The organism is Micromonospora sp. NPDC005367, from assembly GCF_040606825.1.
In the GTDB taxonomy this organism is placed as follows: Bacteria; Actinomycetota; Actinomycetes; order Mycobacteriales; family Micromonosporaceae; genus Micromonospora.
Map to the genome: position 1 here is coordinate 211245 of NZ_JBEXFP010000005.1, position 26114 is coordinate 237358.

22 protein-coding genes are annotated in these 26114 nt (G+C 72.7%); 11 read left to right on the plus strand and 11 right to left on the minus strand.

Annotated features, from left to right (window positions below; translation table 11 throughout):
* Positions 1-16 precede the first annotated feature (16 nt).
* Both ABZS42_RS06225 and ABZS42_RS06230 read right to left on the minus strand, forming a co-directional pair.
* The gene (locus ABZS42_RS06225; RefSeq protein WP_355142862.1) at positions 17-589 is read right to left on the minus strand and encodes a histidine phosphatase family protein; all 573 of its coding nucleotides are present in this window, start codon (positions 587-589) and stop codon (positions 17-19) included.
* A gap of 215 nt (positions 590-804) precedes the next feature.
* Positions 805-1926 carry an FUSC family protein gene (locus ABZS42_RS06230; RefSeq protein WP_355142863.1) on the minus strand — a complete coding sequence of 374 codons (1122 nt, stop codon included), beginning with the start codon at positions 1924-1926 and terminating at the stop codon, positions 805-807.
* 177 nt (positions 1927-2103) lie between these two features.
* On the opposite strand from ABZS42_RS06230, the gene ABZS42_RS06235 reads away from it, so the two are divergent.
* Complete coding sequence (locus ABZS42_RS06235) at positions 2104-2493, plus strand: VOC family protein (protein ID WP_355142864.1); 390 nt, start codon at positions 2104-2106, stop codon at positions 2491-2493.
* An 84-nt stretch (positions 2494-2577) separates the two neighbouring features.
* Here the strand turns inward: ABZS42_RS06235 and ABZS42_RS06240 are convergent, their stop codons facing one another.
* Both ABZS42_RS06240 and ABZS42_RS06245 read right to left on the minus strand, forming a co-directional pair.
* Positions 2578-3423, minus strand: coding sequence for an MBL fold metallo-hydrolase (locus ABZS42_RS06240; protein WP_355142865.1), 846 nt, complete (start codon positions 3421-3423; stop codon positions 2578-2580).
* A 9-nt stretch (positions 3424-3432) separates the two neighbouring features.
* Positions 3433-7932, minus strand: a complete 4500-nt coding sequence (locus ABZS42_RS06245; protein WP_355142866.1) for an HAD-IC family P-type ATPase — start codon at positions 7930-7932, stop codon at positions 3433-3435.
* A gap of 159 nt (positions 7933-8091) precedes the next feature.
* Here ABZS42_RS06245 and ABZS42_RS06250 point away from each other — a divergent pair, with 159 nt between their 5' ends.
* From ABZS42_RS06250 to ABZS42_RS06270, 5 genes are all read left to right on the plus strand, one after another.
* The gene (locus ABZS42_RS06250; protein WP_355142867.1) at positions 8092-8409 is read left to right on the plus strand and encodes a hypothetical protein; all 318 of its coding nucleotides are present in this window, start codon (positions 8092-8094) and stop codon (positions 8407-8409) included.
* Between the two features lie 100 nt (positions 8410-8509).
* Positions 8510-9880 carry an MFS transporter gene (locus tag ABZS42_RS06255; RefSeq protein ID WP_355142868.1) on the plus strand — a complete coding sequence of 457 codons (1371 nt, stop codon included), beginning with the start codon at positions 8510-8512 and terminating at the stop codon, positions 9878-9880.
* Between the two features lie 109 nt (positions 9881-9989).
* Positions 9990-10640: a GAP family protein gene (locus ABZS42_RS06260; RefSeq protein WP_355142869.1), complete on the plus strand. Its 651-nt coding sequence runs from the start codon at positions 9990-9992 to the stop codon at positions 10638-10640.
* Between the two features lie 187 nt (positions 10641-10827).
* Positions 10828-11022 (plus strand): hypothetical protein, encoded by a 195-nt coding sequence (locus ABZS42_RS06265; RefSeq protein ID WP_355142870.1) that lies wholly within the window; start codon positions 10828-10830, stop codon positions 11020-11022.
* A gap of 74 nt (positions 11023-11096) precedes the next feature.
* Positions 11097-11645, plus strand: a complete 549-nt coding sequence (locus ABZS42_RS06270; RefSeq protein ID WP_355142871.1) for a YbaK/EbsC family protein — start codon at positions 11097-11099, stop codon at positions 11643-11645.
* 158 nt (positions 11646-11803) lie between these two features.
* On the opposite strand, the gene ABZS42_RS06275 is transcribed toward ABZS42_RS06270, so the two are convergent.
* The 4 genes from ABZS42_RS06275 to ABZS42_RS06290 are packed head-to-tail and all read right to left on the minus strand — an operon-like array spanning position 11804 to position 15189.
* A complete protein-coding gene (locus tag ABZS42_RS06275) occupies positions 11804-12439 on the minus strand; it encodes a DsbA family oxidoreductase (RefSeq protein ID WP_355142872.1) in 636 nt (211 codons plus the stop codon).
* Between the two features lie 20 nt (positions 12440-12459).
* The gene (locus ABZS42_RS06280; protein ID WP_355142873.1) at positions 12460-12888 is read right to left on the minus strand and encodes a SufE family protein; all 429 of its coding nucleotides are present in this window, start codon (positions 12886-12888) and stop codon (positions 12460-12462) included.
* 54 nt (positions 12889-12942) lie between these two features.
* Complete coding sequence (locus ABZS42_RS06285) at positions 12943-13368, minus strand: CBS domain-containing protein (RefSeq protein WP_355142874.1); 426 nt, start codon at positions 13366-13368, stop codon at positions 12943-12945.
* A gap of 57 nt (positions 13369-13425) precedes the next feature.
* Positions 13426-15189, minus strand: a complete 1764-nt coding sequence (locus ABZS42_RS06290; RefSeq protein ID WP_355142875.1) for a proline--tRNA ligase — start codon at positions 15187-15189, stop codon at positions 13426-13428.
* 210 nt (positions 15190-15399) lie between these two features.
* Here ABZS42_RS06290 and ABZS42_RS06295 point away from each other — a divergent pair, with 210 nt between their 5' ends.
* Both ABZS42_RS06295 and ABZS42_RS06300 read left to right on the plus strand, forming a co-directional pair.
* Positions 15400-16167: an SGNH/GDSL hydrolase family protein gene (locus ABZS42_RS06295; RefSeq protein WP_355142876.1), complete on the plus strand. Its 768-nt coding sequence runs from the start codon at positions 15400-15402 to the stop codon at positions 16165-16167.
* Positions 16168-16237: 70 nt separating this feature from the next.
* Positions 16238-17140, plus strand: coding sequence for a sulfurtransferase (locus tag ABZS42_RS06300; RefSeq protein WP_355142877.1), 903 nt, complete (start codon positions 16238-16240; stop codon positions 17138-17140).
* Between the two features lie 84 nt (positions 17141-17224).
* Here ABZS42_RS06300 and ABZS42_RS06305 read toward each other — a convergent pair whose 3' ends face one another.
* From ABZS42_RS06305 to ABZS42_RS06315, 3 genes are all read right to left on the minus strand, one after another.
* Positions 17225-18406, minus strand: a complete 1182-nt coding sequence (locus ABZS42_RS06305; protein ID WP_355142878.1) for a hypothetical protein — start codon at positions 18404-18406, stop codon at positions 17225-17227.
* Positions 18407-18410: 4 nt separating this feature from the next.
* A complete protein-coding gene (locus ABZS42_RS06310; RefSeq protein ID WP_355142879.1) occupies positions 18411-18929 on the minus strand; it encodes a SigE family RNA polymerase sigma factor in 519 nt (172 codons plus the stop codon).
* A gap of 189 nt (positions 18930-19118) precedes the next feature.
* Entirely contained in the window at positions 19119-20498 is a 1380-nt protein-coding gene (locus ABZS42_RS06315) for an MFS transporter (RefSeq protein ID WP_355142880.1), read from the minus strand.
* Positions 20499-20618: 120 nt separating this feature from the next.
* On the opposite strand from ABZS42_RS06315, the gene ABZS42_RS06320 reads away from it, so the two are divergent.
* The 3 genes from ABZS42_RS06320 (at position 20619) to ABZS42_RS06330 (ending at position 25991) form a co-directional block, all read left to right on the plus strand.
* Positions 20619-22406 (plus strand): HSP90 family protein, encoded by a 1788-nt coding sequence (locus ABZS42_RS06320; RefSeq protein ID WP_355142881.1) that lies wholly within the window; start codon positions 20619-20621, stop codon positions 22404-22406.
* A gap of 3 nt (positions 22407-22409) precedes the next feature.
* Positions 22410-25280 (plus strand): hypothetical protein, encoded by a 2871-nt coding sequence (locus ABZS42_RS06325; RefSeq protein ID WP_355142882.1) that lies wholly within the window; start codon positions 22410-22412, stop codon positions 25278-25280.
* Positions 25281-25391: 111 nt separating this feature from the next.
* Positions 25392-25991: a TetR/AcrR family transcriptional regulator gene (locus ABZS42_RS06330; protein ID WP_355142883.1), complete on the plus strand. Its 600-nt coding sequence runs from the start codon at positions 25392-25394 to the stop codon at positions 25989-25991.
* Positions 25992-26114 lie beyond the last annotated feature (123 nt).

The following is a 26114-nucleotide window of genomic DNA, read 5'->3' on the forward strand; positions in this document are numbered from 1 at the left end:
CCTGTGCCGAGGTGGATCAGAGGTGCCCGGTGTCGTTGAAGGCGACCAGGGCGGGAGCTCGCTCGGTGTCCCACTGCACGACGGTCAGCCCGCAGTTCTCCTGGTTGAGGCTCATCCAGCGCCACGTCGGAGCGTCCAAGACGTGCCGGACGAACCAGCCGATCACGAAGTTGTGCGTAACCACGAGTTCACGCCGGTCCTCGACGTCGGCCGTACCCAGGTGCTCCACTGCTGCCCGCAGACCGACAGCGTCCTCGTCGCGCTCTTGACTCGGGATCCCGTCCAGCCAGGAGAGGAAACGCTCCGGGTATTCGCTTCTCTGTTCGGCAGAGGGCACCGGCGTTCGGTCCATGGCGAAGTCACACGCGTGTCGAGGGACATCGGGCAGGTAATCAGCAAGAATCTCAGCGGTCTCGGCTGCCCGGGACAGTGGGCTGTAATGCATGGTCGCGAACGTCGCGCCCTTCAGCCGTCGGCCGAGCCGATCCGCCTGCCAGCGGCCCCGTTCGGACAGGCCACCATCTGTCGCATGGCCGAGCGTTGAATCCTGCTCACCATGGCGGACCAGGTACAAGAACGTGCGAGCCACCTTCACCGTCCCACTGATGACGTCGATGTTCCCAGGATCATGCCAAACATCAGGCGGGACGCCGATGTCGAACGCCAGCCGTGACCGGACACGATTGGCTGCCCGCACCGCATTCGGGGAGGGTGGGGTCCCAGTGATGACCCGGCCATGGTGTGCCGTTGGTCGCGGAGCTGGGCGAGTATGTCGAGGTGCCAGCCGGATGTGGCGGCGATGTCTCACTCGGTCGGCTGGCGTCCGTACGGGTCCGACTGCGCCGACGCCACCTCACGGATCCTCCGCAACGCCTCCGGCCGGTCGATACCGGTCGCCTGCAAGACGTCGCTGGCGGCGGTACGGACCTGCCCCACGATCACCGTGCCGGACAGCCGGGTCCCGGCGATCTCGGCCTGTGTCGCCTCGGCCACCGCCCGCATCGCGTGCCGTCGGGTGGCTTCGGGGCCCCAGCCGGAGAGCACCTCGTTCTGCAGGGCGTGCACGGCCGCCCCGAGTTCCTCGACGGCGTTCGGCAGGCCCTCCGGGATCGGCTCCTTGTCCTCGATCAGCACGACCACCCGCCGAGCCAGGACCCTCGTGTTCCAGACGGTCTGATCCACCTCGGGTGCGCCCAGTTGATAGTGCCGGACGGCACGCCGCCAGGGCCACCGGGTCGGAGCGAAGTTGACCGTCTCCTTCGCGCTTCCGAAAGCGTCCCAGAACCTTCCCAGTTCGGCGCCGATTCCCTGCGACTCTGTCAGCGCTTGGTTGGCCAGCTCGTGATCGCGGCTACGCAGCGCGGACGCCGTCCGCCTGAGCTGTTCGGCGAGTTCCCGCAGGGTCGGCGCGGCCACCCGTCGCATGATCCGGAGCGGGTTGATCGGCAACAGCAGCAAGGTCACCGCCAGCCCGACGCCGCCACCGATGACCGCGTCGATGAAGCGGGGGAACTCGAGGGTGTGCCGCGACGACGAGAGGGCACCCAGGAGCACCGCGGTGCCGCTGGCATTGCCGACCACGCCACCGCGCGGGCTGAGCGCAAGGGCCACCAGGATGGCCGCCGCCACGATCACGCCGGTCTGCCACACGCCCACGCCGGTGACCTCGATCAGCAGGTCCGAGACGAAGATGCCCAGCGTCACCCCGGCGAGCAGTTCGATGGTGTTGGTCAGACGTTGCCCGAGGGAAGAGGTGATCACGGCTACCGCGGCGGCCGGGGCGAAGATCGGACTCGGCATGCCGGTGAGCCAACGCGCGGCAGCCCAGGCCAGCGCGGCCGCCAGACCGGCTTGGATGGCGAGCAGGAACTTGATCTGCAGTTGCTGGATCCTGGTTCGGCCCGCGCTGCGGCTACGCTTGTTCACGCGCTCCAGCGCCTCGTCGAACCGCTCTTCGTCGAGGCCCGCGCGCTGCCTCGAACCGCGTCGGCCACCCCTTCCCTGCCGCCCTCCGTTCACCGGCGGCGGCTACCCCGAAAACACCGCCCGCAATCGCGGTGAGCGGACGGGTCACCCGGGCGGCGCGGCTGCTAGCGTCGGCGAATGTTCTCCGCGCCGCAGGTCAACATCTACTCGGCCGACGTCGTCCGCGCGGTCGAGTTCTACCGGAGCGTGGGCTTCGCCGAAACCTTCCGTACGCCCCACGAGGGCCCCCCGATCCATGTCGAGTTGCAGCTGGACGGATTCAAGCTCGGCATCGCCTCCGTGGAGTCGGCGCGCGCGGACCACGGCCTCGGCATCGACCTGGCCGGTTCGGGCCGAGGCATGGAGATCGCGCTCTGGACGCATGACACGGACGGCGCCTTCGCCCGGCTGGTGGCGGCCGGGGCCCGGGTGCTGTCGGAACCGCACGACTGGCTCGGAACGCTGCGCGTCGCCTGGGTGGCTGATCTCGACGACAACCCGATCGAACTCGTACAGCGTCGCTCGTGACGGTCCGGCCGTGCTGGGGCCGTGGGCCGTGCGGGTGGCGGCGTGACGGACCCGGCCGGCTGGCCGGCGCTCAGGTGGGCGAGGTCAGGCGGGCGGAGTGAGCGGGACCGTCTCGCCACGCTCGATGGTGCGTACCTGCCGGACGATGCCCCGCCGCCGCACCTCCGCGACGAAGTGCGACAGCGGCGAGCGGAAGACCGGGTAGTCGTCGTAGTGGATCGGCACGGTCAGCTGCGGCCTGATCAACTCGACCAGGTCGGCGCCCTGCCGGGCGTCCATGGTGAGCAGGATGCCGGCGACCTTCGTGCCGCCGAGGTGGATGAGCATCGCGTCGATTTCCGGGTACCGCTCCGGGATCCGGGCGAGCTGCGGACGGTTGAGGGTGTCGCCGGTGACGTAGAGGCGGAACGCCCGGGTGCCGCCGCGGACCAGGTCGATCATGGTGCCCATCACGTCGGGAAGCAGCCGGTCCAGCAGGCCGGGCCCGTGCTGGCCGGGGAGCGAGGTCAATCGCAGAAACTCGCCGTCGCCGTGCAGCTCGTGGGACTGCCAGGTGGGCAGCCCCTCGGCCGAGCGGAAGCCCCAGCGGCGAAGCTTCCTCTCCGCCGCCGGCGTGGTCAGGATCGGCAGCTGCCGGTCGAGTTCCCGCCGGGCCACCCGGTCGAAGTGGTCCCCGTGCAGGTGGGAGAGGAGCACCGCGTCCAGGAACGGCAACTGGGCGATCCGCAGCGCCGGATCCGTGCGTCGGCGCGACCACAGACCCTTGCCGAGGTACGCCCGCTGCCCCCGGTGCAGGAAGTTCGGATCGGTGAGCAGGGTGAACCCACCGATCCGGAGCACTGTGGTGGCCGTACCGATGAACGTGACCTCCGCCTGCTCAGCCAACGCGCCCACCTCCACGGCCTCGGTACCCGGGAAGGGCCGAGCCATGCGGACCGCTCACTCCGCCCGTGTGTCTTCGGGACGGCCGGCCTGCGAGCCCGCGTCGGACTGGTCCGCCTCGGGACGCTCGGCGTCGTCGGGGCCCTTCGCCGTTGGCAGGCGTTCCACCAGCCGGCTCAGCGCGCCGTTGGCGAAGGTGGCGCCGAACGCCGAACCCGCCGCGATGCTCCAGGCGACGGGTCCGAGCGGCGTGCAGCCGAAGAACTGGCTGAGCCCGGGCGTCTGCACCACGGCGAAGAGAGTGCCGACGGACACCGCCGTGGAGGCGAGTACCGCCGGGCTCGTACCGCCGGCCAGCACGGTCTGCCCGAGCTGCGTACCGACGAGGGACACCAGAGCGACCGTGCCGGACCGCGCGGGTCCACCGGGGGTGTAGCGGGCCAGCGTCCACCCGGCCGTGGCGCCGAGAGTGGTGGCGGCGGCGCGCAGGCCGATCTCCCGGTTCAACGTCTCGCCCAGCGAGGTGTCCGGCCCCTCCCGCAGCAGACTCTCGGTACGGTCGGCGGCGGGCGGCCGGACCGCGATGGCGAGCGCGGGCGCCAGATCGGTGAGCAGGTTGACCAGCAGCAACTGCCGACCGTTGATCGCGGACCGGCCGGTCGCCGCCGCGCTCAGGACGCTGAACGCGATCTCACCGAGGTTGCCGCCCACCAGGATGCTCAGCGCGTGCCGGACCGAGGACCACATGGCCCGCCCCTCGACCAGCGTGGCGATGATGGTCTCCAGCCGGTCGTCGGTGACCACCAGGTCTGCGGCGGCCCGGGCGGCGGGCGTGCCCCGCTGGCCGAGCGCGATGCCCACGTCCGCCAGGCGGATCGCGGGCGCGTCGTTGGCGCCGTCCCCGGTCATCGCCACGGTACGGCCGCACTTCTGCAACGCCTGGATGATCCGTACCTTGTGGGCGGGCGTGCAGCGGGCCACGACGTCGGTGTGGGCCAGCCGTTCGGCGAGGGTCTCGTCGTCCAGCTGGTCCAGCTCGGTAGCCGTCACCACGCGCTGCTCGTCGTGTTCGGTGATGGTGGCGGCGATCGCCTCGGCCGTCGCCGGATGGTCACCGGTGATCATGATCGTGTGCACGCCGGCCTGCCGGATCCGGCGTACGGCGGGAGCGGCGCTCTTGCGTACGCCGTCGGCGAGGGCCAGGAAGCCCACGAAGCTGAGGTTCCGCACCTGCTCGTCGGTGACCGTACGGTCGTTCACCCGGCACTCGGCGACCGCCAGGATCCGGTGCCCGGCGCCTGCCCGGTCGGAGAGCAGCCGGTGCAGCTCGGCCCGCCCGGCATCGTCCAACGGCTCCTCCCGCCCGTCGACCCGGCGGGAAGCGCAACGCGGCAGCACCGACTCCGGCGCTCCCTTGACGCTGAGCAGCAGCCCCTGGTCGGTGTCGCCGACGGTCGCGTGGTAACCCCGGGACGGTTCGAACGGCAGGCCACCGACCGCCCGCCAGCCGGTCGCACCGGTCTGCTCGACGACGCCCCCGGCCTCGGCGCCGTGCCGGACCGCGCGGTCGGTCTGGTGGGTCAGCTTCTTCGGGTCGTCCGCTCCGGGGGTGGCGCGCAGCGCCGCGCCCAGCGTGAGCCGCAGCCGGTCGTCGAGCCGGTCGAGCGGGGCGTACCGGCTGGCGTCGCCGTCACCGATGCCGGCCAGCATCAGCTGCCCCTCGGTGAGGGTGCCGGTCTTGTCGAAGCAGAGTACGTCCACCCGGCCGAGCGCCTCGATGGTGCGGGGATTGCGGACCAGCGCGCCGTGCTCGGCCAGCCGCCGGGCCGCAGCCAACTGTGCGGCACTGACGAGGAACGGCAGTCCCTCCGGCACCGACGCCACCGCCAGGTTCGCGGCGGTCGCCGCGGTCTGCGCCAGCGGTACGCCCCGGAGCAGGCCGGCCCCGGCCACCGCGACCGCCGAGCCGGCCGCGAGCGGGATCGCCGCCCGGGTCAGCCGGCCGAGCCGGGCCTCCACACCGCCGGACGGGGGCGCCTGCCGGGCCAACGCGAGGCTGCGACCGGCCTCGGTGTCGGCGCCGGTGGCGACCACCACGGCGGTGCCGTGCCCGGCGGCGATCGTGGTGCCCTCGTACACCATGGAATGCCGCTCCGCGACGGCGGCGGCCACGACCGGTTGCGGGCTCTTGGCGACCGGTAGCGACTCCCCGGTCAGGGAGGACTCGTCCGTTTCCAGGCCCACCGCCTCGATCACCCGGCAGTCGGCGGGCACCGCGTCCCCGGGTTCCAGCCGGATCACGTCGCCGGGCACGAGCGCGTCGGCCGCCAGCACGCGGTCGGTGCCGTCGCGCCGCACCCGGGCGGTGACCGCCGAGCGGGACAGCAACTCCGCGAGGGACCGTTCGGTGTTGCGCTGGTGCACCGCGCCGATCAACGCCGACCCGCCGACCACCCCGCCCACCAGGGCGGCGTCGACCAGCGAACCGAACGACGCGGAGAGCACCGCACCGGCGGCCAGCACCGGGGTGAGCGGGTTGGACAGTTCGTCGACGAAAGCTCGGAGCAGCCCGCCCGGCCCCGGCGCGTCGTCGCCTTGCGCACCGCCGTGCCGCTGCTCCGCTGCCGTGGCGGTCAACCCGTCGGGGGTGGTGCCGAGCCGGTCGAGGACGGTACGTACCGGCATGAGGTGCCAGGCGGGGGCCGTCGGTGTCGGGGAGTCGTCCGGCATGCGCAACCGGCCGGCCCGCCACGCGCCGTTGCCGAAGGCCAACGCCGCGGCGCCGTTCACCGCGAGCAGGCTCCTGCCGGGCAACTGCTGGGGTGGGGCGGTGAACGCGTTCAAGGCGGCGATGCCGGTACCGGCCATGGCCAGCCGGATGTTCTGCCGGGTCATCCGGCGGGCCATCCCGGCCGCCTCGATGAGCAGCGCCGCCACCCGCAGGTCGGTGCCGATCAGCAGGTGAGCGCCCCACGGCGGCAGGTCGTCCGGGCCGTACATGCCGAGCCCGCAGTCGGCGGCGCCGAGCGCCGTCCGGTCCCCGGAGACCAGCATCACCGTGGCGCCGTCGCGCTGGAGCGAGCGAATCGAGTCGGCCAGCCGGTCGCCACCGGGCAGGACGGCGTCGGCGAAGCCGTACCGGTGCTCGTCGTCGCCTGCCACCACGAGCCGCAGACCCGCGTCGCGGGCCGCGGCGGGCAGCCCGTCGACGCCCGGCGCGGGCTCGGCGTCCACCCGGAGCAACGCGGCGAGGGTGTTTCCCGCGGCGAGGCCGAGCAGCCGACCGCCTGCGGAGCGCAGCCGGGCGCTCTCCTCGGTGTCACCCGGGTCCTCGGCGTCCAGCCGGTCCAGCGGACCGATCCGCCAGCCGTCGACCTCGTGCCGGCGTTCCGGGTCCGCCGGGTCGAAGAGCGCGAACGCCCGCTCGGCCACCTGTCCGGTGTCCGCGCCGGGTAGCGGGGCCAGGTCGGCCAGGACGCCACGGTCGGAGCCGAGCACTGCGGAATCCAGCACGAGCGTGTCGATCCGGTCGAGTTCGCGCAGCACGCTGCGGTCCATCGCGATCACGCCACGGCGGGCCAGGAGCCGGCCCAGCTGGGCACCGTACCCCTCGCGGCCGCTCCCGGGCGCCTTGGGCAGCGCGGCGAGCCCGAGCGCCGAGGCCCGCTTCCGGCCGACGACCGGGGCGGCGCCCAGCGCTGCCGCCGCTCCGGCGCTCAGCATCCGGATCGCGTACCGCTCCAGCGGGCCGTCCGGCTTCGGCCGGGGCCGGTCGACGGCCGACCACCGGGCGGCAGCCCGTTCCGGGTCGCCGGTCAGCCGCGGTTCGGCCTTCTCCCAGACGCTCAGCTGAGCGCGATCCTCACCCCACTGGAGGATCCGTTGAGCGCCGTCGAGCACGATGCCGGCCCAGCCGCCGGTGAGGCCCTGCACCACCGCCTCGGCGAGCGGGAAGATCAGGTCCGTCCGAGGATCGGCACGCAGCCCACGACCGGCCAGCGCGTGGAGCCGTGGGTGCAGGTCCACCGCGCCGAGCAGCCCGGCGACCTCGCCCGGCACGGGCGTGAACGGCAGGATGCGGGTGGCCGCGGAGATGGTCAGGCCCAACGCGTCGGAGGCGAGCGCGCCGAGGGTACGCGGGGTGCGCGGTCCCTCCTCGGGCGGATGCGGCGGTGGTAACTCCGGGTCCGGCTCGTACGGGCAGGCGCGTTCGGCTCGGGCGATCGTGGCGGTCAGGTCGCGCAGCTTCGGTTCGGGCGACTCGACGGCCACCACCACCCGCCCGGACGGCGCGTTCACCCGCGCCCAGGCCACTCCGGGCATCCGTTCCAGCGCCGACTCGACCTGCCGGGCCAGGGAATCGCCGCCCTCCTGGCAGACCCCGTGCACCTCGATGTGGTGCCGTCCCGGCCGGGACCACACCCGCCTGCTGCTCAGGCCGACCATCCGGGCCATCCGTGCCGCGGCGGAGCCCACCGTCCGCGACGCCTCGCCGACGAGCTTCGGCACACCGGCCGGCGCTAAGAGGCGGGCGGCGGCGTGGCCCGGCGGCGTCATCGAGGCGTACGGCCGGACTGGTGCCGGCGTGACTCCAATGCGCAGCTGTCCCTGCCGTACGCCATTTCGCCCCCCACGCGTCGCTTCCGGCGGCCTGGCTTCCCGGAGTGCCGTCCGTTATGCCCCCTGAGCAGGGGAAGTTTCCGCTGGCGACGGCGCATGGGAGGCATCGCCCGTGGAAATCACACGGCGGCAGAAGTCAACGGGGAGGCTGGAATGAGCACACTGACCCGGCATCTCAACGGGGTCCGCGAAACGGTGCAGATGTACAACCGGCGGGTGCAGTTGCCGCTGCTGGGCGAGGTGGCGGTTCCGCCCGCCGACAAGATCGCCTACTACGGGGGGCTCGGCGTGCTCGCCGCACTCCAGATCATCGAGTGGCCGGTGGCGTTGGTGATCACCGCCGGTCATCTCCTGGCCGACCAGCATTTTTCGGGACTCGCGAAGGGGGTCGGCCAGGCGCTGGAGCTTGCGTGACGCGGGATCCGTCACGGGTGGGTTGACCTCAATCGGGGTTGAGGTCGCAGGCTGAGCGCATGTCGCTCGAAGCGCTCAGGTTCCACCGTCCGGGTCGGAAGTGACCGCCACCCTCGCGCCGGCACCGGGACTGTTCGCCCCCCGGCTGCGCGCGATGACGGTGGGCAGCGTCGCACTCATCTCACTGCTCGCCTTCGAGGCGTTGGCGGTCGGCACGGCGATGCCGACGGTCGCCCGCAACCTGGACGGGCTCGCCCTGTACGGGTTGGCCTTCGGCGGCCCGTTCGCCACGGGCGTGCTCGCCATGGTGCTCTCCGGCATCTGGTGCGACACGCGCGGACCGGGCTCCCCGATGTGGCACGGGCTGCTCTGGTTCGTGGCGGGTCTGGTGGTCGCCGGCACCGCGCCGACGATGGAAGTGCTGGTCGTCGGACGGGTGGTGCAGGGGTTCGGCTCCGGGCTGCTCTCCGTGGCGCTGTACGTGATCGTGGGCCAGGCGTACCCGGAGGAGCTGCACCGGCGGATCTTCGCGGCCTTCGCCGCCGCGTGGGTCGTACCGTCGCTGGTCGGGCCGGCGGTGGCCGGGCTGGTCGTGGAGCATCTGCACTGGCGCTTCGTCTTCCTAGCGGTGCCGACGGTGGCCGTGCCGGCGGCGTTGCTCATGCGCCCCGGTCTGCGATCGGTCGCGGCGACGGTGGTGACCCGCCCGTCGGTGGGCGCGGTGGCGCGGATCGGCTGGGCGTGTGGGGCGGGGGTGAGCGCCGCTCTGTTGCACATCGGGGGTCAGCAGCACGGCGTGTACGCCCTGGCGCTTTCGGCGGTCGCGATCGGTGGCCTGCTGTTCTGCGCGCCGCGCCTGCTGCCGCCGGGCTCGCTGCGGGCCGCCCGGGGACTGCCCGCCGTGATCGGGCTGCGCGGGCTCGCCTCGGCGGCGTTCGTCGGTGCCGAGGTGGTCGTCCCGCTGATGCTCTCCCGGGAACGTGGACTCTCGCCGACGGCGGCGGGGCTGGTGCTGACGACTGGTGCGTTGTTCTGGTCGGCGGGCTCCTGGATACAGGGGCGAATGCGGGCACCGGCCTCCCGGGCCAGCCTCCCGCGTGCCGGGCTGGCCTGCGTGACCGCCGGCATCGGCACGGTGGCGCTCACCCTCCTGCCCGGTACACCGATCGCCGTGGCCGTGCTCGGCTGGGCCGTCGCCGGGCTGGGCATGGGGCTGCTCTACCCGTCGCTGTCCGCTCTCACCCTGGAGCTGTCCGCGCCCGGAGAGCAGGGCCGCAGCAGCTCGTCGCTGCAACTGTGCGATTCGCTCGGCGCGGCGACCGTGCTGGCGCTGACCGGCGCCGTACTCGCCAGTGGCTCGGGTCCCGCTTCGGGCAGCTTCCTGGTCGCCCTCGCGATCTCGACCGCCCTGGCCCTGAGCGGCACCCTCCTCGCCACCCGGGTGACCCCCAGCGCGCTCCGTCGACCGTGAAGCTGCCGCCGGCGCGGTGGACCGCGAGCGGCGACAACTTCCTGATCCAAGCTCGGGGTGGAGCGAACCCGGCCCGATGCGTGGTCTGGGCCGCGAGGATGGGCGGAGGATGAACTTCCTGACCGTGCTGCCGCTGGCCGTGGTGATGGTCGCCGGGACGCAGTTCGTCGCGGCGGTGCTGCTTCCCTCGGCCGATCGTCCGCGCGCCGCGCTCCTCGGATATCTGGCCGCGGTGGGAGGTGTGGTCACCGTCGGGGTGACGGTCAGCTGGCTGGTCACCCGGGCGTTGCGGGGCTTCGCCGACCGGGCGGAGACCGACGTCGGCCACCTGGAGCGCACCGCCCACCGGGTCGACTGGGCGGTGCTGGTGCTGCTGGCCGTACTCGCGGTGGTCGTCTACCTGCGCCGCCACCAGACCGGCACGCCACGCTGGTTGACCACCCTCCAGCACGCCGGCCCGGGTGGGGCCGCCCGGCTCGGCGCGGTGCTCGTCGCCACCTCGCCGTCGGACGACCTGACCATGGCGGCCGTCGGCGCGAGCGTCGCCCGGCACGACCTGTCGTGGTGGCACCTGTTGCCGTTCGTCGCGCTGACGGTCGGACTGCTGGCCCTGCCGCTGCTCGCCCTGCTGATTGCCGGCCGGCGCGCCGCCACGGCGCTGCCCCGCGTCCGCACCTGGTCCGACCGGAACTCCTGGGTGATCAGTGAGATCGTGATCGTGTTCTACGTGCTGGTGACGGTGCTCGATCTGCTGAGCTGAGACTGCGGGCGGGCCGTTCGGCGGGCAGGTCGACCGCCGCTGCCGGTACGCCTTCCGGGTCGATCGGCCAGGCGGTGGACCCGTCACCACAGCCCCGCCCCGGGGGCGGTCAGCACGCAGACACGTACGGGGGAACGGGGTGGAGATGAGAACCTGTCTGGTTCACATTCGACCTAGCGTGACCACCATGTTCGCTGTCGTCGTTGCTGTCATCCTCTACTGCTTCGGATTCGTCTTCCTCTACGGCGTGATCCGGCTCGCCGTACGCCAGGCGTTGGAAGACCTCGAGGTCCGCCGTGCCCAGGCGCTGCGGGCGGAAGAGCTCGCGGCCAATCGGGACCGCACGTTCCTCAAGGAGAACGCCTTCCTCGCCGGAGGCTGAGTGGCACCGCGGACGGCCGCAGCCGGCGACCGGCTGGCCGCCTCGGTGCCGTGGGTGGAAGGATCACACCCGTGATGGGGACGCCGAAGACCGAACCGGCCCGCACCCGCCCCGACCTGCTGGCCCCGCCGGTCGCCGCGGCGCTCGCAGAGTGGCCCGTCGACGCGCCGGTGGACGTGGACGAGGTGCTGGTCGCGCCGATCGACGCCGAACTCGCCGACACCGCGGCGTTCTGCGCGGCGTACGACGTGGGGCCGGACGTCTCGGCCAACTGCGTGGTGGTGGCCGGTAAACGGGAGGGCGTGGTCCGCTACGCGGCCTGCATCATCCTTGCCACCACTCGGGCCGACGTGAACGGGGTGGCCCGGAGGGCGCTCGACGTACGCAAGGCGAGCTTCGCGCCGATGGCGGACGCGGTCGAGCTGACCGGCATGGAGTACGGCGGGATCACCCCGATCGGCCTGCCGGCCGCGTGGCCGATCCTGGTCGACTCCCGGGTGATCGCCACGCCGCACGTCATCATCGGCTCCGGCGTACGGCACAGCAAGATCGCGCTGCCTGGTCCGGCGCTCGGCGCGCTGCCCAACGCACGAGTGGTCGAGGATCTGGCGCGGCCCGCCTGACCGGCGGTCCGGCCCGGCCTGACCCGGCCGGCGGTCCGGGCGGCTGATCGGTCGCGAAGCCGCGCGCTCATCGGTGTCGATATCGTTGCACGTGAAACATCAACGGTGTCGATGCCTGCCGGTTGCGCGAGCCGGCCGCCGGCCGCGGCGGCGTGGGTTCAGTCCTTGCCCGACTCGAGGCGTTCGACCTCGGCCAGCGCGGCGAGCAGCGTCTGCGGCTCCTGCGCGCCGCTGATCCCGTACTTGCCGGCGAGCACGAACGTCGGCACGCTGCTGATGCCGAGATCCCGGGCCTTGGCCAGCTCGGCGGCGACCGTCTTCGTGCCCTCGTCCGAGTCGAGGTACCGGCGTGCGTCGGCGCCGTCCAGTCCGACCTGAACGGCGAGCTCCGCGAGCGCGTCCCGTGAGCCGATGTCGATCCCGCCCACGAAGTGCGCCTGGTAGAGCGCGTCCACCATCTCGCTGGCCCGGCCGCGTTCGGTGGCGTACGCGATGAGCCGGTGCGCGTCGAAGGTGTTCGCGGCGATCGCCCGGTCGTAGTCGAGCCGCAGCCCGGCCCCGGCCGCCGCCTCGGTGACCCGCGCGACCATCTGCCGGGCGTTGGCGGGGCCGCCGAACTTGGCGCTGAGCGCCTCGACCAGGGGCACCGGCTCGGGCACCGGCGACGGATCCAGCTGGAACGGCCGGTAGCGCACGGTCACCTCGCCGTCGTACGACGCGAGGGCCTGCTCCAGCCGGTGCTTGCCGATGTAGCACCAGGGGCACACCACATCGCCGTAGATCTCGATCTCCATGATCGGTGGCAACTCCGAGGTCAGCCCAGTTGTTCCCGCACCTGGCGCTTCAGCCGCGCCAGGATCGCCGTGCCGCCGCGTACCCGCAGTGGGCTGATCGCCTGGGCCAGGCCCATCCGCTGGTAGAGGTCGTCCGGAACGGCGAGAACCTCCTCCGCCGTCGCCCCGGTGAGCCCTTCGGCGAGGATGCCGGCGAAGGCGCGGGTGGTGGGGGCCTCGGGCGGGCAGTCGAAGATCGTCTCCACCGTCTTCTCCGGTGTCACCCGGGCGCGCAGGAAGAACGCGGTCTGACACTCCGGTACCTGCTCCATGCCCTCCCGCTCCGGCGCGTCCGGCGGGAGCTGTGGAATGACATCGGCGTACTCGAGCAGCATCTCCAGCACCACGTCGCGGGGTGCGGCGGCGAACTCGTCGACGATCTCGGCCAACCTGGCCGGCATGGCGGACATGCGGTCGAGGCTACCCCGGTGCAGAGGGGCCCTCCGCTGTGAAGGGGCCCCTCCTCACACCGTGGGCGACTGCTCGCTGATCTCGCTGAGGGCGGACTGCGGGTCGAGCTGCATCGCCAGGTCGCCGAGGGAGACGATGCCGACCAGCTTGCGATCGCTGTCACAGACCAGCACCCGCCTGATTCCGCGCTCGCGCATCAACGCCGCCGCCTCCCCGGCCGTCGCGTGCTGCTCGATCATCACGACCTCCCGGGTGGTGATCGAGCCGATCGTGGTGCTGGACGGGTTCGCGCGTTCGGCCACCGCGCGGACCACGATGTCCCGGTCGGTGAGCATCCCGGCGAGGCTGGCGCCGTCGGTGACGACGACGTCTCCGATGTCGGCCTCCCGCATCACCGTTGCCGCTTCGTCCAGGGTGGTCTCCGCCGGCAGGTAGACGATCCGCTTGGTCATCACATCGCTGACCCGGTAACCGGTCATGGGAGTCCTCCACAAACGCATACGCCGATCCGGATTCCGTACCCCGTCACGGTTTGGTTATACCCGGTGTGCGGGGTGTACCGAGTCGACGAGCCGCTCAACCAACCCGTCGAGCGGCAGCTCGGCCCGCTCGCCGGTGGCCCGGTCGCGCAGTTCGACGTACCCGTCGGCGAGCCGGCGGCCGACCACGACGGCGCGCGGGACGCCGATCAGCTCGGCGTCGGTGAACTTCACCCCCGCGGAGACGCCGGACCGGTCGTCGACCAGCACCCGCAGGCCCGCCGCGGAGAGCCGCGCACCGAGGTCGAGCGCCGCCTCCAGCTGCGGCCCCTTACCGGCGGCCACGAGGTGTACGTCACACGGTGCGACCGCCGCCGGCCAGACCAGCCCCCGCTCGTCGTGATGCTGTTCGGCGACGGCGGCGACCGCCCGGGACACTCCGATCCCGTAGCAGCCCATGGTCGGCCGGACAGGCTTGCCCTCCGGGCCGAGCACGTCGACGGCGAACGCGTCGGTGAACCTGCGGCCGAGCTGGAAGATGTGCCCCACCTCGATGCCGCGCCGGATGGTCAGCGCACCGGCTTCGCACACCGGGCAGGGGTCGCCGGGGCGCACCTCGGCCGCCTCGATCGTGCCGTCCGGGGTGAAGTCCCGGCCGTTGGCGACTCCGGTGGCGTGCCGGCCCGGTTCGTTGGCCCCCGTCAACCAGGCGGTGCCGGGCGCGATTCGCGGATCGACCAGGTAGCGCAGGTCGAGCTTGTCGAGGATCTGCGGGCCGAGGTAGCCGCGGACCAGTTCGGGGTGCCCCGCCCAGTCGTCGAAGACGGTTACCGTGGCCGGGTGCAGCGCGGCAGCGACCCGCTTCAGGTCGACCTCCCGGTCGCCCGGTACGCCGATCACCAACAGTTCGGCCTCGTCCACGCCCGGCCGTCGTACGGTCAGCACGATGTTCTTCAGCGTGTCGGCAGCGGTCCAGTCGTCGCGGCCGCCGAGCCGTCGGGTGTTGGCCATCTCGACCAGGCCGGCGATGGTGGGCGTCTCCGGGGTGTCGTGCACCTCGACGGGCGGGTGGGCGTGCGGGTCGCCGGACGCCGGGGCGCGCGTCGTGACGGCCTCGGTGTTCGCCGCGTAGTCGCAGGACGTGCAGCCCACGAAGGTGTCCTCACCCACCGGCGTGGCGGCGAGGAACTCCTCCGACGCCGAGCCGCCCATCGCACCGGACATCGCGTGCACCACCGTGTAGTCCAGGCCGAGCCGGTCGAAGATTCGCCGGTACGCCGCTCGCTGCCGCTCGTACGCGGCCTGGAGGCCCGCCTCGTCCAGGTCGAACGAGTAGGCGTCCTTCATCAGGAACTCGCGCCCGCGCAGCAGTCCGGCCCGGGGACGGGCCTCGTCCCGGAACTTCGTCTGGATCTGGAAGAGCGTCACCGGGAAGTCCCGGTACGACGTGAAAAGGTCCTTGACCAGCAGCGCCGCCATCTCCTCGTGGGTCGGGGCGAGCAGATGCTCGGCACCCTTCCGGTCGGCGAAGGTGAAGATGTCGTCCCCGTACTCCGTCCACCGGCCGCTCGCCCGGTACGGCTCCGCCGGCAGCAGCGCCGGGAAGTGCACCTCCTGGCCGCCGATGGCCGCCATCTCCGACCGGACCACCTCGCTGATTCGGTCCAGCACCAGCTTGCCCAGCGGCAGCCACGTGTAGCCGCCCGGTGCGGCGCGGCGGATGTAGCCGGCACGCAGTAGGAGCCGGTGGCTCGGCACCTCCGCGTCCGCCGGGTCCTCGCGCAGGGTCCGGAGCAGCAGGGTCGACATGCGCAGCAGCATTGGCGCAGCGTACGTCCGGTGCCGTCGACCGGGCGACGGGTTTCGGATCTGAGAGGAATCAATGAACACCGCTTCGCGAGCCCCGGCGTGCCCGTGCCCAGCCACCCGACTTCAGGGACGTCTGCCACGTTCACCCCTGGGGGCAACGCCGCCGCGGGGCACGGTGCAAAACTGGTCGCCGCAGGCAACGAGAAGCGTGAGGGGGCGGCAGTGCGCTGGCGCAGCTTCGTGGCGGTGGGCGACAGCTTCACCGAGGGAATGGACGACCCGTACCCGGACGGCACCTTCCGCGGCTGGGCCGATCTGGTGGCCACCCGGTTGGCCGCCGAGGCCGGGCCCGATTTCCGCTACGCGAACCTCGCCATCCGCGGCCGGCTCTTCCCGAACATCGTGGCGAACCAGGTGCCCGAGGCGCTCGCCATGAAGCCGGACCTGGTCAGCTTCGCCGCCGGTGGCAACGACGTGCTGCGCCGCACCTTCGACGGGGAGCGGCTCGTCGCCCACTTCGACGAGATCGTGGGGCAGTTCCGGGCGATCGGGGCGGACGTGCTGATCTTCCGGTTCGCCGACGTGATGGCCCGGCTGCCCGGGCAGCGTCTGGTCAAGCCCAGGGTGGAAGTGCTCAACCGGGCGGTCGGCGAGACCGCCGAACGGCACGGTGCGATCATGGTCGACCTCTACGCCGACGACACGTACCTGCATCCGATGCTGTGGGGCACCGACCGACTGCACCTTTCACCGGCGGGGCACCGGCGGGTCGCCGGCCAGGTGCTCGACGCGCTCGGCGTGGGCTGCGACGAGGAGTGGCTCCTGGTCCCGCCGCACCCGGAACCGACGCCGTGGCTGGCCGCCCGGACGGCCGACCTGCGCTGGGCCGGTCAGCACCTGGCGCCGTGGATCAAGCGCCGGCTCACCGGCCGCTCGTCCGGCGACACCGTCGTCGCGAAACGCCCGACACTCGGCCCGATCGGCGACTGACCGCTGCCGGCCTGCCTGGCCGGTCACGTTTGCGGGTCGGTACCGGTGCATCCGGCGTACCTTGGGGATCATGTCTGTGCCGAGCGATCCTGATCCCCGACTCCAGGCGTATGCGGACCCGCAGCGCCTGGTCACCACCGCCTGGCTGGCCGAGCACCTCGGCGACGACGGGCTCGTCGTGATCGAGTCCGACGAGGACGTCCTGCTCTACGACACCGGCCACATTCCGGGTGCGGTCAAGGTGGACTGGCACCTGGAACTGAACGACCAGGTGACCCGGGACTACCTGGACGCCAAGAGTTTCGCCGAGTTGTGCGCCGCCAAGGGCATCGGCCGCGACGACACGGTCGTCTTCTACGGCGACAACTTCAACTGGTGGGCCGCGTACGCCCTCTGGGTCTTCTCCCTCTTCGGCCACCAGGACGTACGGCTGCTCGACGGCGGCCGGCAGAAGTGGATCGCCGAGGGGCGGGAGCTGAGCCGCGACAAGGCGACCCGAGCGCGGGCCGACTACCCGGTGCCGCAGCGGGACGACGCTCCGCTCCGGGCGTACCGCGAGCAGGTGATGGCGCACGTGGCCGCCGGCCGTCCGCTGGTCGACGTCCGCTCGCCCGGCGAGTACACCGGCGAGATGCTGCACATGCCGGACTACCCGCAGGAGGGCGCGCTGCGCGGCGGGCACATCCCGGGTGCGGTGAACAAGCCGTGGAAGCAGGCCGCCAACGACGACGGGACGTTCAAGTCGGCGGACGAGCTGCGCGCGATCTACGGCGACCAGCTCGGGTTGAGCCCGGACGACGACATCGTGGCCTACTGCCGGATCGGTGAGCGGTCCAGCCACACCTGGTTCGTGCTGCGGCACCTGCTCGGCTACCCGCAGGTGCGCAACTACGACGGCTCGTGGACCGAGTGGGGCAACCTGGTGCGCGCCCCTGTCGTGCAGGGCGACCAGCCCGGAGGCCTGAACCCCTGACGGTGAGTCGCCGGAACGGGTCCCCGCGCGCCGGCTCCGGTGCGAGGGGACCCGTTCCACAGCAGCCGGCCGGCAGGCGGCAGCTCATCCGGCGGCGAGCGAGATCTCGCCGTACAGATCCCGGAGCACTCCGGTGACCTCGCCGGTCGCCGGCCGCCAGCGCAGCAGTCCACCCGGGGCGTGGCGGAGCAGCACGGCGTCGCCGTCCCAGCCCAGCACCGGGCAGCAGCCCTTCCAGCGGTCGTGGCCCAGGTCGAGCAGCCGGGTCACCACTCCGGTCGTGGCGTCCAACACCGCGACCCCTTCCCGCCCGTCCGCGCCGCCGGTGCTGATCCAACCCGCCTGGGCGATCTCGTCGCGGCGCTGCCAGGCCCTTCCGTAGAACTCGTTCACCCGGTTGCCGGCCGGCAGCGCCCGGAAGTCGAGCGGCCGGTTGCCCAGATCGGTGCGGTCGGCGCTCCACGTCCAACGGCTCAGGGTCAGGCCGTCCCGGAGGCCACCCAACGCCAGCAGGGTGTCGGTTGGGCCGGCCGGGTCGGGGACGACCATCTCCCAGGGAGAAAGCGGGATCGTCCGGGTGGCACCCGTCCGCCGGTCCAGTTCGTACGTCGTGTTTTCGTCGCCGACGAAGAGCCGGTCGCCGGCCCAGAGGACGTGCTCCAGGTAGCCGTTGAGCGGGTACCGGCGGACCTGGGCGGTGGTCAGATCGACCACGATCACCTCGTCGGTCTGCGCGAACGCGGCCAGCCGTCCGTCCGCGGAGAGGCTGCCGGACTTCAGGGCAGAGGCCTCGTTGCCGCCGGCGTCGCGGGTTCTGGCCGGGGTGACCACGTCGAGTTCCCGTACCAGACCGTCATCGCCGAGCACCCGGATCCGTCCCGCCGCGCCGGTCTCCGGGTCGACCGGCTGATAGAGCGCCAGCGCCCGGCGGACCGGCCGGCTGGAGAGCGAGGCGGTCACCGGGTCGCCGAGACGATTGAGCGGGCTCGCGGGGTAGGCGAGCTGTTCCGGCGGCTGCTGCACCGGCGTGTTCGGCACCGGCTTCGCGGTCGCGGTGGCGGCCGTGGGCGGTGCCGGCGGGTCGGCGGGACGCAGGGCCAGCACCACGCCGCCGCTGAGCAGGACGACAGCCGTGGCGGCGGTGCCGGCGACGCGGCGGGCGCGCCGGACGCGGCGAGCCCGCTCCCAGCCGGCCGCCGCCGGATGGCTCGGGCGTACGTCCTCGGCGGCGAGGGTCAGCAGCCGGGTCAGGTCCTCGTCCCTCACTTGTTCACCTCCGTTCCGTGGGCAGGCCGTCGTCGTGGCCCAGCTCAGGGGCGAGTTCGCGGAGCCGGCGCAGCGCGGCATGGCACTGGCTCTTGACCGTGCCCACGGTCACGCCGAGCACCTCGGCGGTGGCCGCCTCGCTCAGGTCCTCGTAGTAGCGCAGCACCAGCACCGCCCGTTGCCGTGGCGGGAGTCGGCCGACCGCGTCGCGCAGCGCGAGCCGGAGCGCGCCGTCCCGGTCGGCGCTCACCCGCTCCGGTGGTTGGGCGCTCAGCCATTCCCGCCGGCGGCGTCGCCACCAGGAGACCGTGTCCCGGTAGAGGATCGACCGCACGTACGCGGCCGGGTCGCCCTCGCGCACGCTGGACCAGCGCAGCGCCAGTTTGAGCAGCGCGTCCTGGAGGAGATCCTCGGCCTGGTGCCGATTGCCGCAGACCAGGTACGCGGCGCGCAGCAGCCGGTGCTGGTGGTTCTCCACGAAGGCGACGTAGCCGTCCCGTCCTTCGCTCGCCGCCGGCTCCATCCGTTTCCTTCCCGGCCGTCGCGTTCCGCGTCACCTGCCAGACGCATGGGGAGGCAGAAAGGTTGGGTCAATTCTCCAGTACCCCGGTCAGGTAACGGTGAAGGGACGGCGCGGCGGGCTCGGTGCTGGTCGAACCCCTCCAGTACGCGCTGGATCTCGGCGGGGTGTCCTCGGTGGACGACGTGCTGCTCAACGCGACGGGGGCGGTCCTGGCCGGGCGGCTGTCCCGGCGGTGGTGGGCCGGTCGGCGGCCGGCGCCGGGGCGGCCGGTCGCAGCACCCGCCACGCCGCGACGGTGACCAGTGCGAACGTTCCCGCGGCCGCGACCGTGACCGGCACCGTCCCGTACGCCCCGGCGACCAGCCCGGCGAGCGCGGCGCCGACCGGCGCGCTGAGCAGCCCGAGCATGCGCTGAGCCGATCCCACCCGACCGAGCAGCGCGGCCGGCACCTGCTGCTGCCCGTACGACGTCCAGAGGCTGTTCCACACGGACGTGCCGGCGGCGAAGACCGCCAGCGCGAGACCCGCCCACACCGGGTGCCGGGAGAGCGCGAACCCGGTCAGCGCGACGGTCTGCGCGGCGAGCACGGCACGCAGCGCGGGCAGCGTGCCGAGCCGGGCCGCGATCCGGCCGGCGGTCAGCGCCCCGACCACCCCACCGACGATCGCGGTCGCGGTGAAGAGCCCGTACCCGGCCGCGGGCACCCGAAGCACCTCCAGCGCATGGAGCACCACGATGGCCAGCAGTCCGCTGATCGCCAGGTTGCTCGCCGCCGTGAGCAGGGCGATCCGCCACAGCATCCGGTTGCCGCGTAGCCAGCGCAGACCGGTCGTCATCTCCGCCCGGAGCGAGCCGCGCCGGCCGGCCGTGCTGCCGTCCGCGCCGTCCGTGCTGCCCGGCCCGTCCACGCCGTCGTGACCCTTGATCGCGACGGCACGGCGACCGTCCCGAGGCCGCGGGAGTCGGGCGGTCGCCCGTTCGTGGCCGGAGGCAGGTGAGAGCGGCGAGAGCGCCAGGACGAGGAGCGCGGCCAGGGCGAAGGTGACGGCGTCGAGAGCGAAGGGGAACGCGGGGGCCAGGGCGAACGCCGCGCCGGCCGCGGGCGCTCCGATGAGGCCGCCGGCCACGGCCGTACCGGCCTGGAGACGACCGTTGGCCCGGGGCAGGGCGGCCGACGAAACGACGGACGGCAGCAGCGCGAAGGAGGCGGCGTCGAAGAGTGCGGCCAGGGCGGCGAGCAGGAACGCCGCCAGCAGCAACGTCACGATGCCGGCCCGGTCGACGGCGATCGCCACGGCGAGCGCGGCCACCAGGGCGGCACGTACGCCGTCCACCAGCGCCATCGTGCGCCGCCGGTCCCAGCGGTCGGCGTAGACGCCACCGAGCAGGCCGAACAGCAGTGGCGGCAGCTGCCCGGCCACGGTGATCGCGGCGATCAGCCGAGGATCGCGGGTCAGCGTTGCGGCGAGCAGGGCGAGCGCCGGCGTACGCAGGGCGTCGCCGATGCGTGAGGAGACGGCGGCCGACCACAGCAGGTGGAAGTCACGGCCAAGACGGGTTGCGGACATGACGGGGAGGCTGCGGGTTCGACCCGGTCGAGGGTCAAGCCGCCAGGTGAAAGGGGGACGCGCCTGTCGGTGATCATCGGTACGGTGAGCGCCGGCATCGGACCGGGGGAGCGCAAAGGCGTGGACCACACTTTCCAGGTCGACCTTCGTGGCGTCGTCGACCTGCTCAGTCATCACCTCTACGGCAGCCCGCGGGTGTACGTCCGCGAGCTCTTACAGAACGCGGTCGATGCGATCACCGCGCGGCGGGCGGCCGACCCCGACGCGCCCGCGCTGATCCGCATCGAGCCGCCCGAGCTGACCGGCGACGGGACGCTCCGGGTGCACGACACCGGCATCGGTCTCACCGAGGCGCAGGTGCACGAGCTGCTGGCCACGATCGGCCGCAGCTCCAAGCGGGACGAGCTGGGCTTCTCCCGCCACGACTTCCTCGGCCAGTTCGGCATCGGGCTGCTCTCCTGCTTCCTGGTCGCCGACGAGATCCGGGTGTTCACCCGGCACGCCGACGAGCCCTCCGTGTGCTGGACGGGCTACTCCGACGGCCGGTACACGGTCCAGCTCGCGTCGCCGGGGGCCGCGCGGAGCGAGCCGGGCACCACCGTCACGCTCGTCCCACGCAGGGCCGCCGAGCAGTGGTTCACCACCCCGACCGTCGTCGACCTGGCCCGGCTCTTCGGCTCGCTGCTGCCGTTCACCGTCCGGGTCGGCGACGTGACCACGACCGCCGGGCCACCGCCGTGGCCGGCGGAACCCGGCATGCCCGTCGACCGTCCGGCCCTGATCCGGTACGCCCGGGAGGCGCTCGGCTTCGACCCGTTCGACGTGCTGCCGCTCTCCGTACCGGAGGCCGGGCTGACGGGCGCGGCGTTCATCCTCTCCGAGCCGGTGAACCCGGCGGCCCGGGCCGGGCACCGGGTCTACCTGAAGCGGATGCTCCTCACCGAGCACGCCGACGGGCTGCTGCCCGACTGGGCGTTCTTCGCGCACTGCGTGGTGGATGCCAGCGAACTGCGGCCCACCGCGAGCCGCGAGGCGCTCTACGAGGACTCGCTGCTCACCGCGACCCGCGAGGCGCTCGGCGACCAGGTGCGCGGTTGGCTGGTGCGGCTCGCCAAGCACGACCCGCGCCGGCTGGGGGAGTTCCTCCAGGTCCACCACCTAGGTGTCAAGGCGCTGGCGTTGCACGACGACGAGATGCTCCGGCTGGTCGACCAGTGGTGGCCCATGGACACGAACGTCGGCACGCTCACGCTGGCCGAGTTCCGGCAGCGCCACGGCCTGATCCGGTACGCGGCGAGCCTGGACGAGTTCCGGCAGCTCGCCGCGGTCGCCGCGGCCCAGGATCTGGCCGTGGTGAACGGTGGCTACACGTACGACACCGAGCTGATCGAGCGGCTGCCCGCCGTCGACCGGTCGGTGCTCATCGAGCGGCTGGAACCGAGCGACCTGACCACCCGCTTCGACAGTCTCGACCCCCAGGTCGAGCTGGCCCTGCGGCCGTTCCTCGCCGCCGCCCAGCGGGCGCTGGAGCGGACCGGCTGCGAGGTGGTGATCCGGGCCTACGACCCCGTCTCGCTACCCGCGCTGTACCTGGTGAGCCGCTCGGCGGCCTTCAACGACCAGCTCGCGGCCAGCCGCGACAAGGCCGACGAACTGTGGGGTGGGGTGCTCGACGCGCTCGCCGCGTCCGCCCCACCGGATCGTCCGCAGTTGGTGCTCAACCACCGCAACCCGCTGGTCCGCCGGGTCAGCACGCTCACCGATCCGGATCTGGTCGGACTCGCCGTCGAGGCGCTCTACGGGCAGGCGTTGCTGCTCGGGCACCATCCCATCCGCGCGGGGGACGCCGCGCTGCTGAACAGTTCGTTCCTCGGCCTGCTCGGCCGGGCCGTACCCGGACAGGAGTGACCGGTGGACACGATCGAGGACCTCTGGCGGGTGTTCCGGCAGGTCTCCAACATGCCGTTCGGGCCCGGGCAGATCGCCGCGCTGGAGCAACTGCTCCGGCGGGTCGACGCGGCCGATGATCGTGAGCTGGCCTTCGTCACCCGGTTGCAGGGCACCAACGCGTACACCTACGGCGGCGAGCCGGCGAAGTCCTTCGTCACCTTCTCCTGGTGCCTCGCCGAGTTCGACCGCGATCCGCAGCCCTACCATGCCCGCTACGCGGGGCAGCTGCTCTGGCACTTCAAGTACATGGTCAACCTCATGCTGAAGTTCCCCGAGGTGCCGCTGGACCGGACGTACGCGGTCATCGACGACATGGAGCGGCGTTACCGGGCTGGCGGGCACAGCCTCCAGGCCGTCCACAAGCACCGGTTCCGGGTGGCCGAACATGTCGGCGACAGCGATGCGGCCGCGCACTGGTACCGGCTCTGGCAGACCACGCCGCGTGACAACCTCTCCGACTGCGCCGGCTGCGACCCGACCACCGAGGTGCAGTACCTCGCCGACACCGGCCGGTACGCCGAGGCGGCGACCCTCGCCGAGCCGGTGCTCGCCGGTCGGCTCACCTGCAGTGAGCAGCCGCAGGCCATCCTGACCGCGCTGCTCGTGCCGTACCTGCGGTCGGGACGGCACGAGGACGCGCGCAACGCGCACCGGACGGCGTACCGCCGGATGCGCGGCAACATCTCCGACCTGTGGGACATCGGCGACCACATCGAGTTCTGCACGGTGACCGGCAACGAGGCGCGGGCCCTGGAACTGGTCGAGCGACACCTGGACTGGCTGGACCGGTCGCCCTCCCCGGCCGCGACCATGCACTTCGCGGCGACCGCCTCCGCAGCGCTCAAGCAGGTGGACGGTGAGCTGACCGTGTACCGGCGGGCCGCGGCTGACCGGCCGGCTGCCGAAGTCCCGGCGGCACGGCTCGCTGAGGAACTGGCCCGGACCGCCACCGACCTGGCGTCCCGGTTCGATGCCCGTAACGGCACCGCCCGCCAGTCCGAGCTGGTCGCCGCCCGCCTCGCGATACAGCCGACCGGTGAGCATCTGCCGCTCTCGGCGAGCATGCGCCGTCGTGTGCCCCGCTCGGAATCCCCGGCGGAAGACCTCACGCCGCCCGACGTCCAGGGCGCGGTCGTTTCGAACCCGGTGCCACCGGAGATCCCGGCAGGCGCCGGCGCGGACCAACTGCTCGACCTCGCCGAGTCGAGCTGGCACCGGCACGACCGCACTGGCTTCCGGGCCGCCCTCGCCGCATACGACGAGCGGTTCGGCGCGGCGGAGCCGTCCCCTTCGGCGAGGGCCCGACGGCTGGAGCTTCGGGCCGCCGAGCTGAGCGACGGCGAGCAGGTCGCGGACGCGATCGAGACCGCCCGGGCGGCAACGGCCGCCCACGGGGAACTGGGTGACGAGGTCCGGGCACAGGTGGTCGCCAGCCGGCTCGGTGTGCTGCTCGCCATGACCGAGGAGAGCAGGCAGGAAGGGCTGGCGCTGGCCGAGGCAGCCGCCGAAACCCTGGACCGGCTCGGGGACGACCGGCAGCGGGCCGCCGCGTACGACCGGGTGGCGCTCGCGCTGATGCACAGCGAGCGCTGGGACGAGGCGCTGGCCGTGCTGGAGCGGATTCCGGCGGGTGCGGTCGACGACCCGTACCTGGAACTGCGGGTCGCGCTGCACCGCGCCCATGCACTCGAGGAGTCGGAGCAGGCGGAGGAGTTCCGCGCAGCGGCCGAAGGGGCCCGTACGCTCGCCCGGGAGCTGGGCGTCGGCGAGTTGCTGATGAGTGCCTGCCTGGCGTACGCGCGGGCGGCGGACGACCCGGCGGACGCGGTGACCGCCTGCGACGAGGCACTGCGCGTGGCGCCGCGAGCCACCCTGGTCGCCGTCCGGGTCACCCGGGCGCGTGCGCTGATGGCGGCCGGGCGCGCCGACGAAGCGGTGGACGACTTCGCCGAGGCGGTCACGCTCTGCGTGGAGCAGGGTGCCCCGGGCGACGCGCTGCTGCGCTGGGAGCTGGCCAACGCGTACCGGGTCGCCGGTCGGTTGCACGAGGCGGCCGAGGTCGCCGAGGAGGCGGTGATCGGGCTCGACAAGCTCGGGGCGCAGGTTCAGGCGGACCGCTGCCGTTACCTGTTGGCCGGCATCTACCAGGCGCTCGGCGAGATCGACCCGGCGCTCGCACTGCTGGAGCAGCTCGCGGAGAACCTGGACGGTCCGGACAATCTGCCGCACCGGGCGGAGATGCTGGAAGAGGCCGGCGGGCTGCTCTACGACGCGGACCGGGACGCCGCCGCCGCCGGGCGGTTCGCGGCGGCGGCGAGCGCGTACGAGCTGGCCGGGCACCCGGTGGACGAACTGCGGGCCCGCCGGCGCGAGGCGTACGCCTGGATGTGGGCCGGTGACGGCACCGCGGCTCTTCGCGTCCTGGAGGTGATGGACCGCCTCGCGGCGGCGCTCGCCGAGGACTCGGAGCCGCCGGCGACGTACGAGCGGGCGATGGCGGCCGAGGTAGCGGCTCGGGTGCTGGCCGGCGACAGCCGGGAGAGCGAGGCGCTGGACCGGCTGGACGGGGTGCCCGAGCGCCTCCGCACGATCGAGGCGTTCGGCGAGGCGGCGCAGGTCGAGATCTTCACCGGGGAGCTGCTGCTGCGGCTGGACCGGCCGGCCGAGGCGGAGCGGTTGCTGAGCGTGGTGCTGGGTGGGCTGCCCGTCGGCTCCCGGCCGGTCCAGCAGGCCGCGTGGCTGCTGGCCCAGGCGCTGGACAGGTTGGGCCGCCCGGACGAGGCGGCGAAGCTGCGTACCGAGCACGGTCTCGACCACGATCACGACGGCTGACCATGACCCGGGCCGGCCGCCGCGCCGGCCGGCCCGGGTCGTCGGCCGACCGATCGACCATCCCGTAACCGTGCCTCCGTCTCGCTCCGTGGGCGGGTCTACGCTTGCCCCGTGACGGTGGAGCAGCAGGCGCGGGGCGCGGCCGGCGCGAACCGGCGCCGTTCCCGTAAGGACGAGATCCTCGAGATCGCGGTCGGCCTCTTCGCCGCCCGTGGCTACCACGGGGTCTCGATGGACGACATCGGTGCGGCGGCCGGGGTCACCGGGCCGGCGCTCTACCACCACTTTGCCGGCAAGGAGGCCATGCTGGTCGCCGCGCTCATCCCGGTGAGCGAAGGGCTGCTGGCCGGCGGCCGCGAACGTGCGACCACGCACCCGAACGATCCGAGGGCCGCGCTGGAGTCACTCATCGACTTCCACGTCGAATTCGCGCTGGCGAATCCGGCGGTGATCGCCCTGCACCTGCACGAGCTGGACCGTCTTCCCGACGAGCCGCGTCGCCGGATCCGCCGCCTCCAGCGGCTCTACGTCGAGGATTGGGTGACGGTGCTCACCGCCCTGCATCCGGGCATGCCCGACGGCGAGGCCCGCGTGCTGGCGCACGCGGCGTTCGGCCTGATGAACTCCACTCCGTTCCTCGGCGGCGAAGTGGACCGCCGTCGCCGCGCGGAACTGCTCCGCGACGCCACCCTGGCCGCCCTCCTAGCCTGACCCCCACCCCCACCCCACCCCCACCCCCACCCCCACCCCTGCAAGGGTTGATCAAGAAGTTCGCGTCAGCTTCCGCCCGGAAAATGACGCAAACCTCTTGATCAACGCGTGTGGCGCGTGGGT

Coding starts and splice junctions, on each gene's coding strand:
- ABZS42_RS06275 (WP_355142872.1), bottom strand. CDS start 12,439: ATGGAGATCGAGATCTACGGCGATGTGGTGTGCCCCTGGTGCTACATC.
- ABZS42_RS06270 (WP_355142871.1), top strand. CDS start 11,097: ATGGGGACGCCGAAGACCGAACCGGCCCGCACCCGCCCCGACCTGCTG.
- ABZS42_RS06250 (WP_355142867.1), top strand. CDS start 8,092: ATGGGAGGCATCGCCCGTGGAAATCACACGGCGGCAGAAGTCAACGGG.
- ABZS42_RS06285 (WP_355142874.1), bottom strand. CDS start 13,368: ATGACCGGTTACCGGGTCAGCGATGTGATGACCAAGCGGATCGTCTAC.
- ABZS42_RS06260 (WP_355142869.1), top strand. CDS start 9,990: ATGAACTTCCTGACCGTGCTGCCGCTGGCCGTGGTGATGGTCGCCGGG.
- ABZS42_RS06300 (WP_355142877.1), top strand. CDS start 16,238: ATGTCTGTGCCGAGCGATCCTGATCCCCGACTCCAGGCGTATGCGGAC.
- ABZS42_RS06280 (WP_355142873.1), bottom strand. CDS start 12,888: ATGTCCGCCATGCCGGCCAGGTTGGCCGAGATCGTCGACGAGTTCGCC.
- ABZS42_RS06240 (WP_355142865.1), bottom strand. CDS start 3,423: ATGGCTCGGCCCTTCCCGGGTACCGAGGCCGTGGAGGTGGGCGCGTTG.
- ABZS42_RS06290 (WP_355142875.1), bottom strand. CDS start 15,189: ATGCTGCTGCGCATGTCGACCCTGCTGCTCCGGACCCTGCGCGAGGAC.
- ABZS42_RS06265 (WP_355142870.1), top strand. CDS start 10,828: ATGTTCGCTGTCGTCGTTGCTGTCATCCTCTACTGCTTCGGATTCGTC.
- ABZS42_RS06310 (WP_355142879.1), bottom strand. CDS start 18,929: ATGGAGCCGGCGGCGAGCGAAGGACGGGACGGCTACGTCGCCTTCGTG.
- ABZS42_RS06245 (WP_355142866.1), bottom strand. CDS start 7,932: ATGACGCCGCCGGGCCACGCCGCCGCCCGCCTCTTAGCGCCGGCCGGT.
- ABZS42_RS06235 (WP_355142864.1), top strand. CDS start 2,104: ATGTTCTCCGCGCCGCAGGTCAACATCTACTCGGCCGACGTCGTCCGC.
- ABZS42_RS06315 (WP_355142880.1), bottom strand. CDS start 20,498: ATGTCCGCAACCCGTCTTGGCCGTGACTTCCACCTGCTGTGGTCGGCC.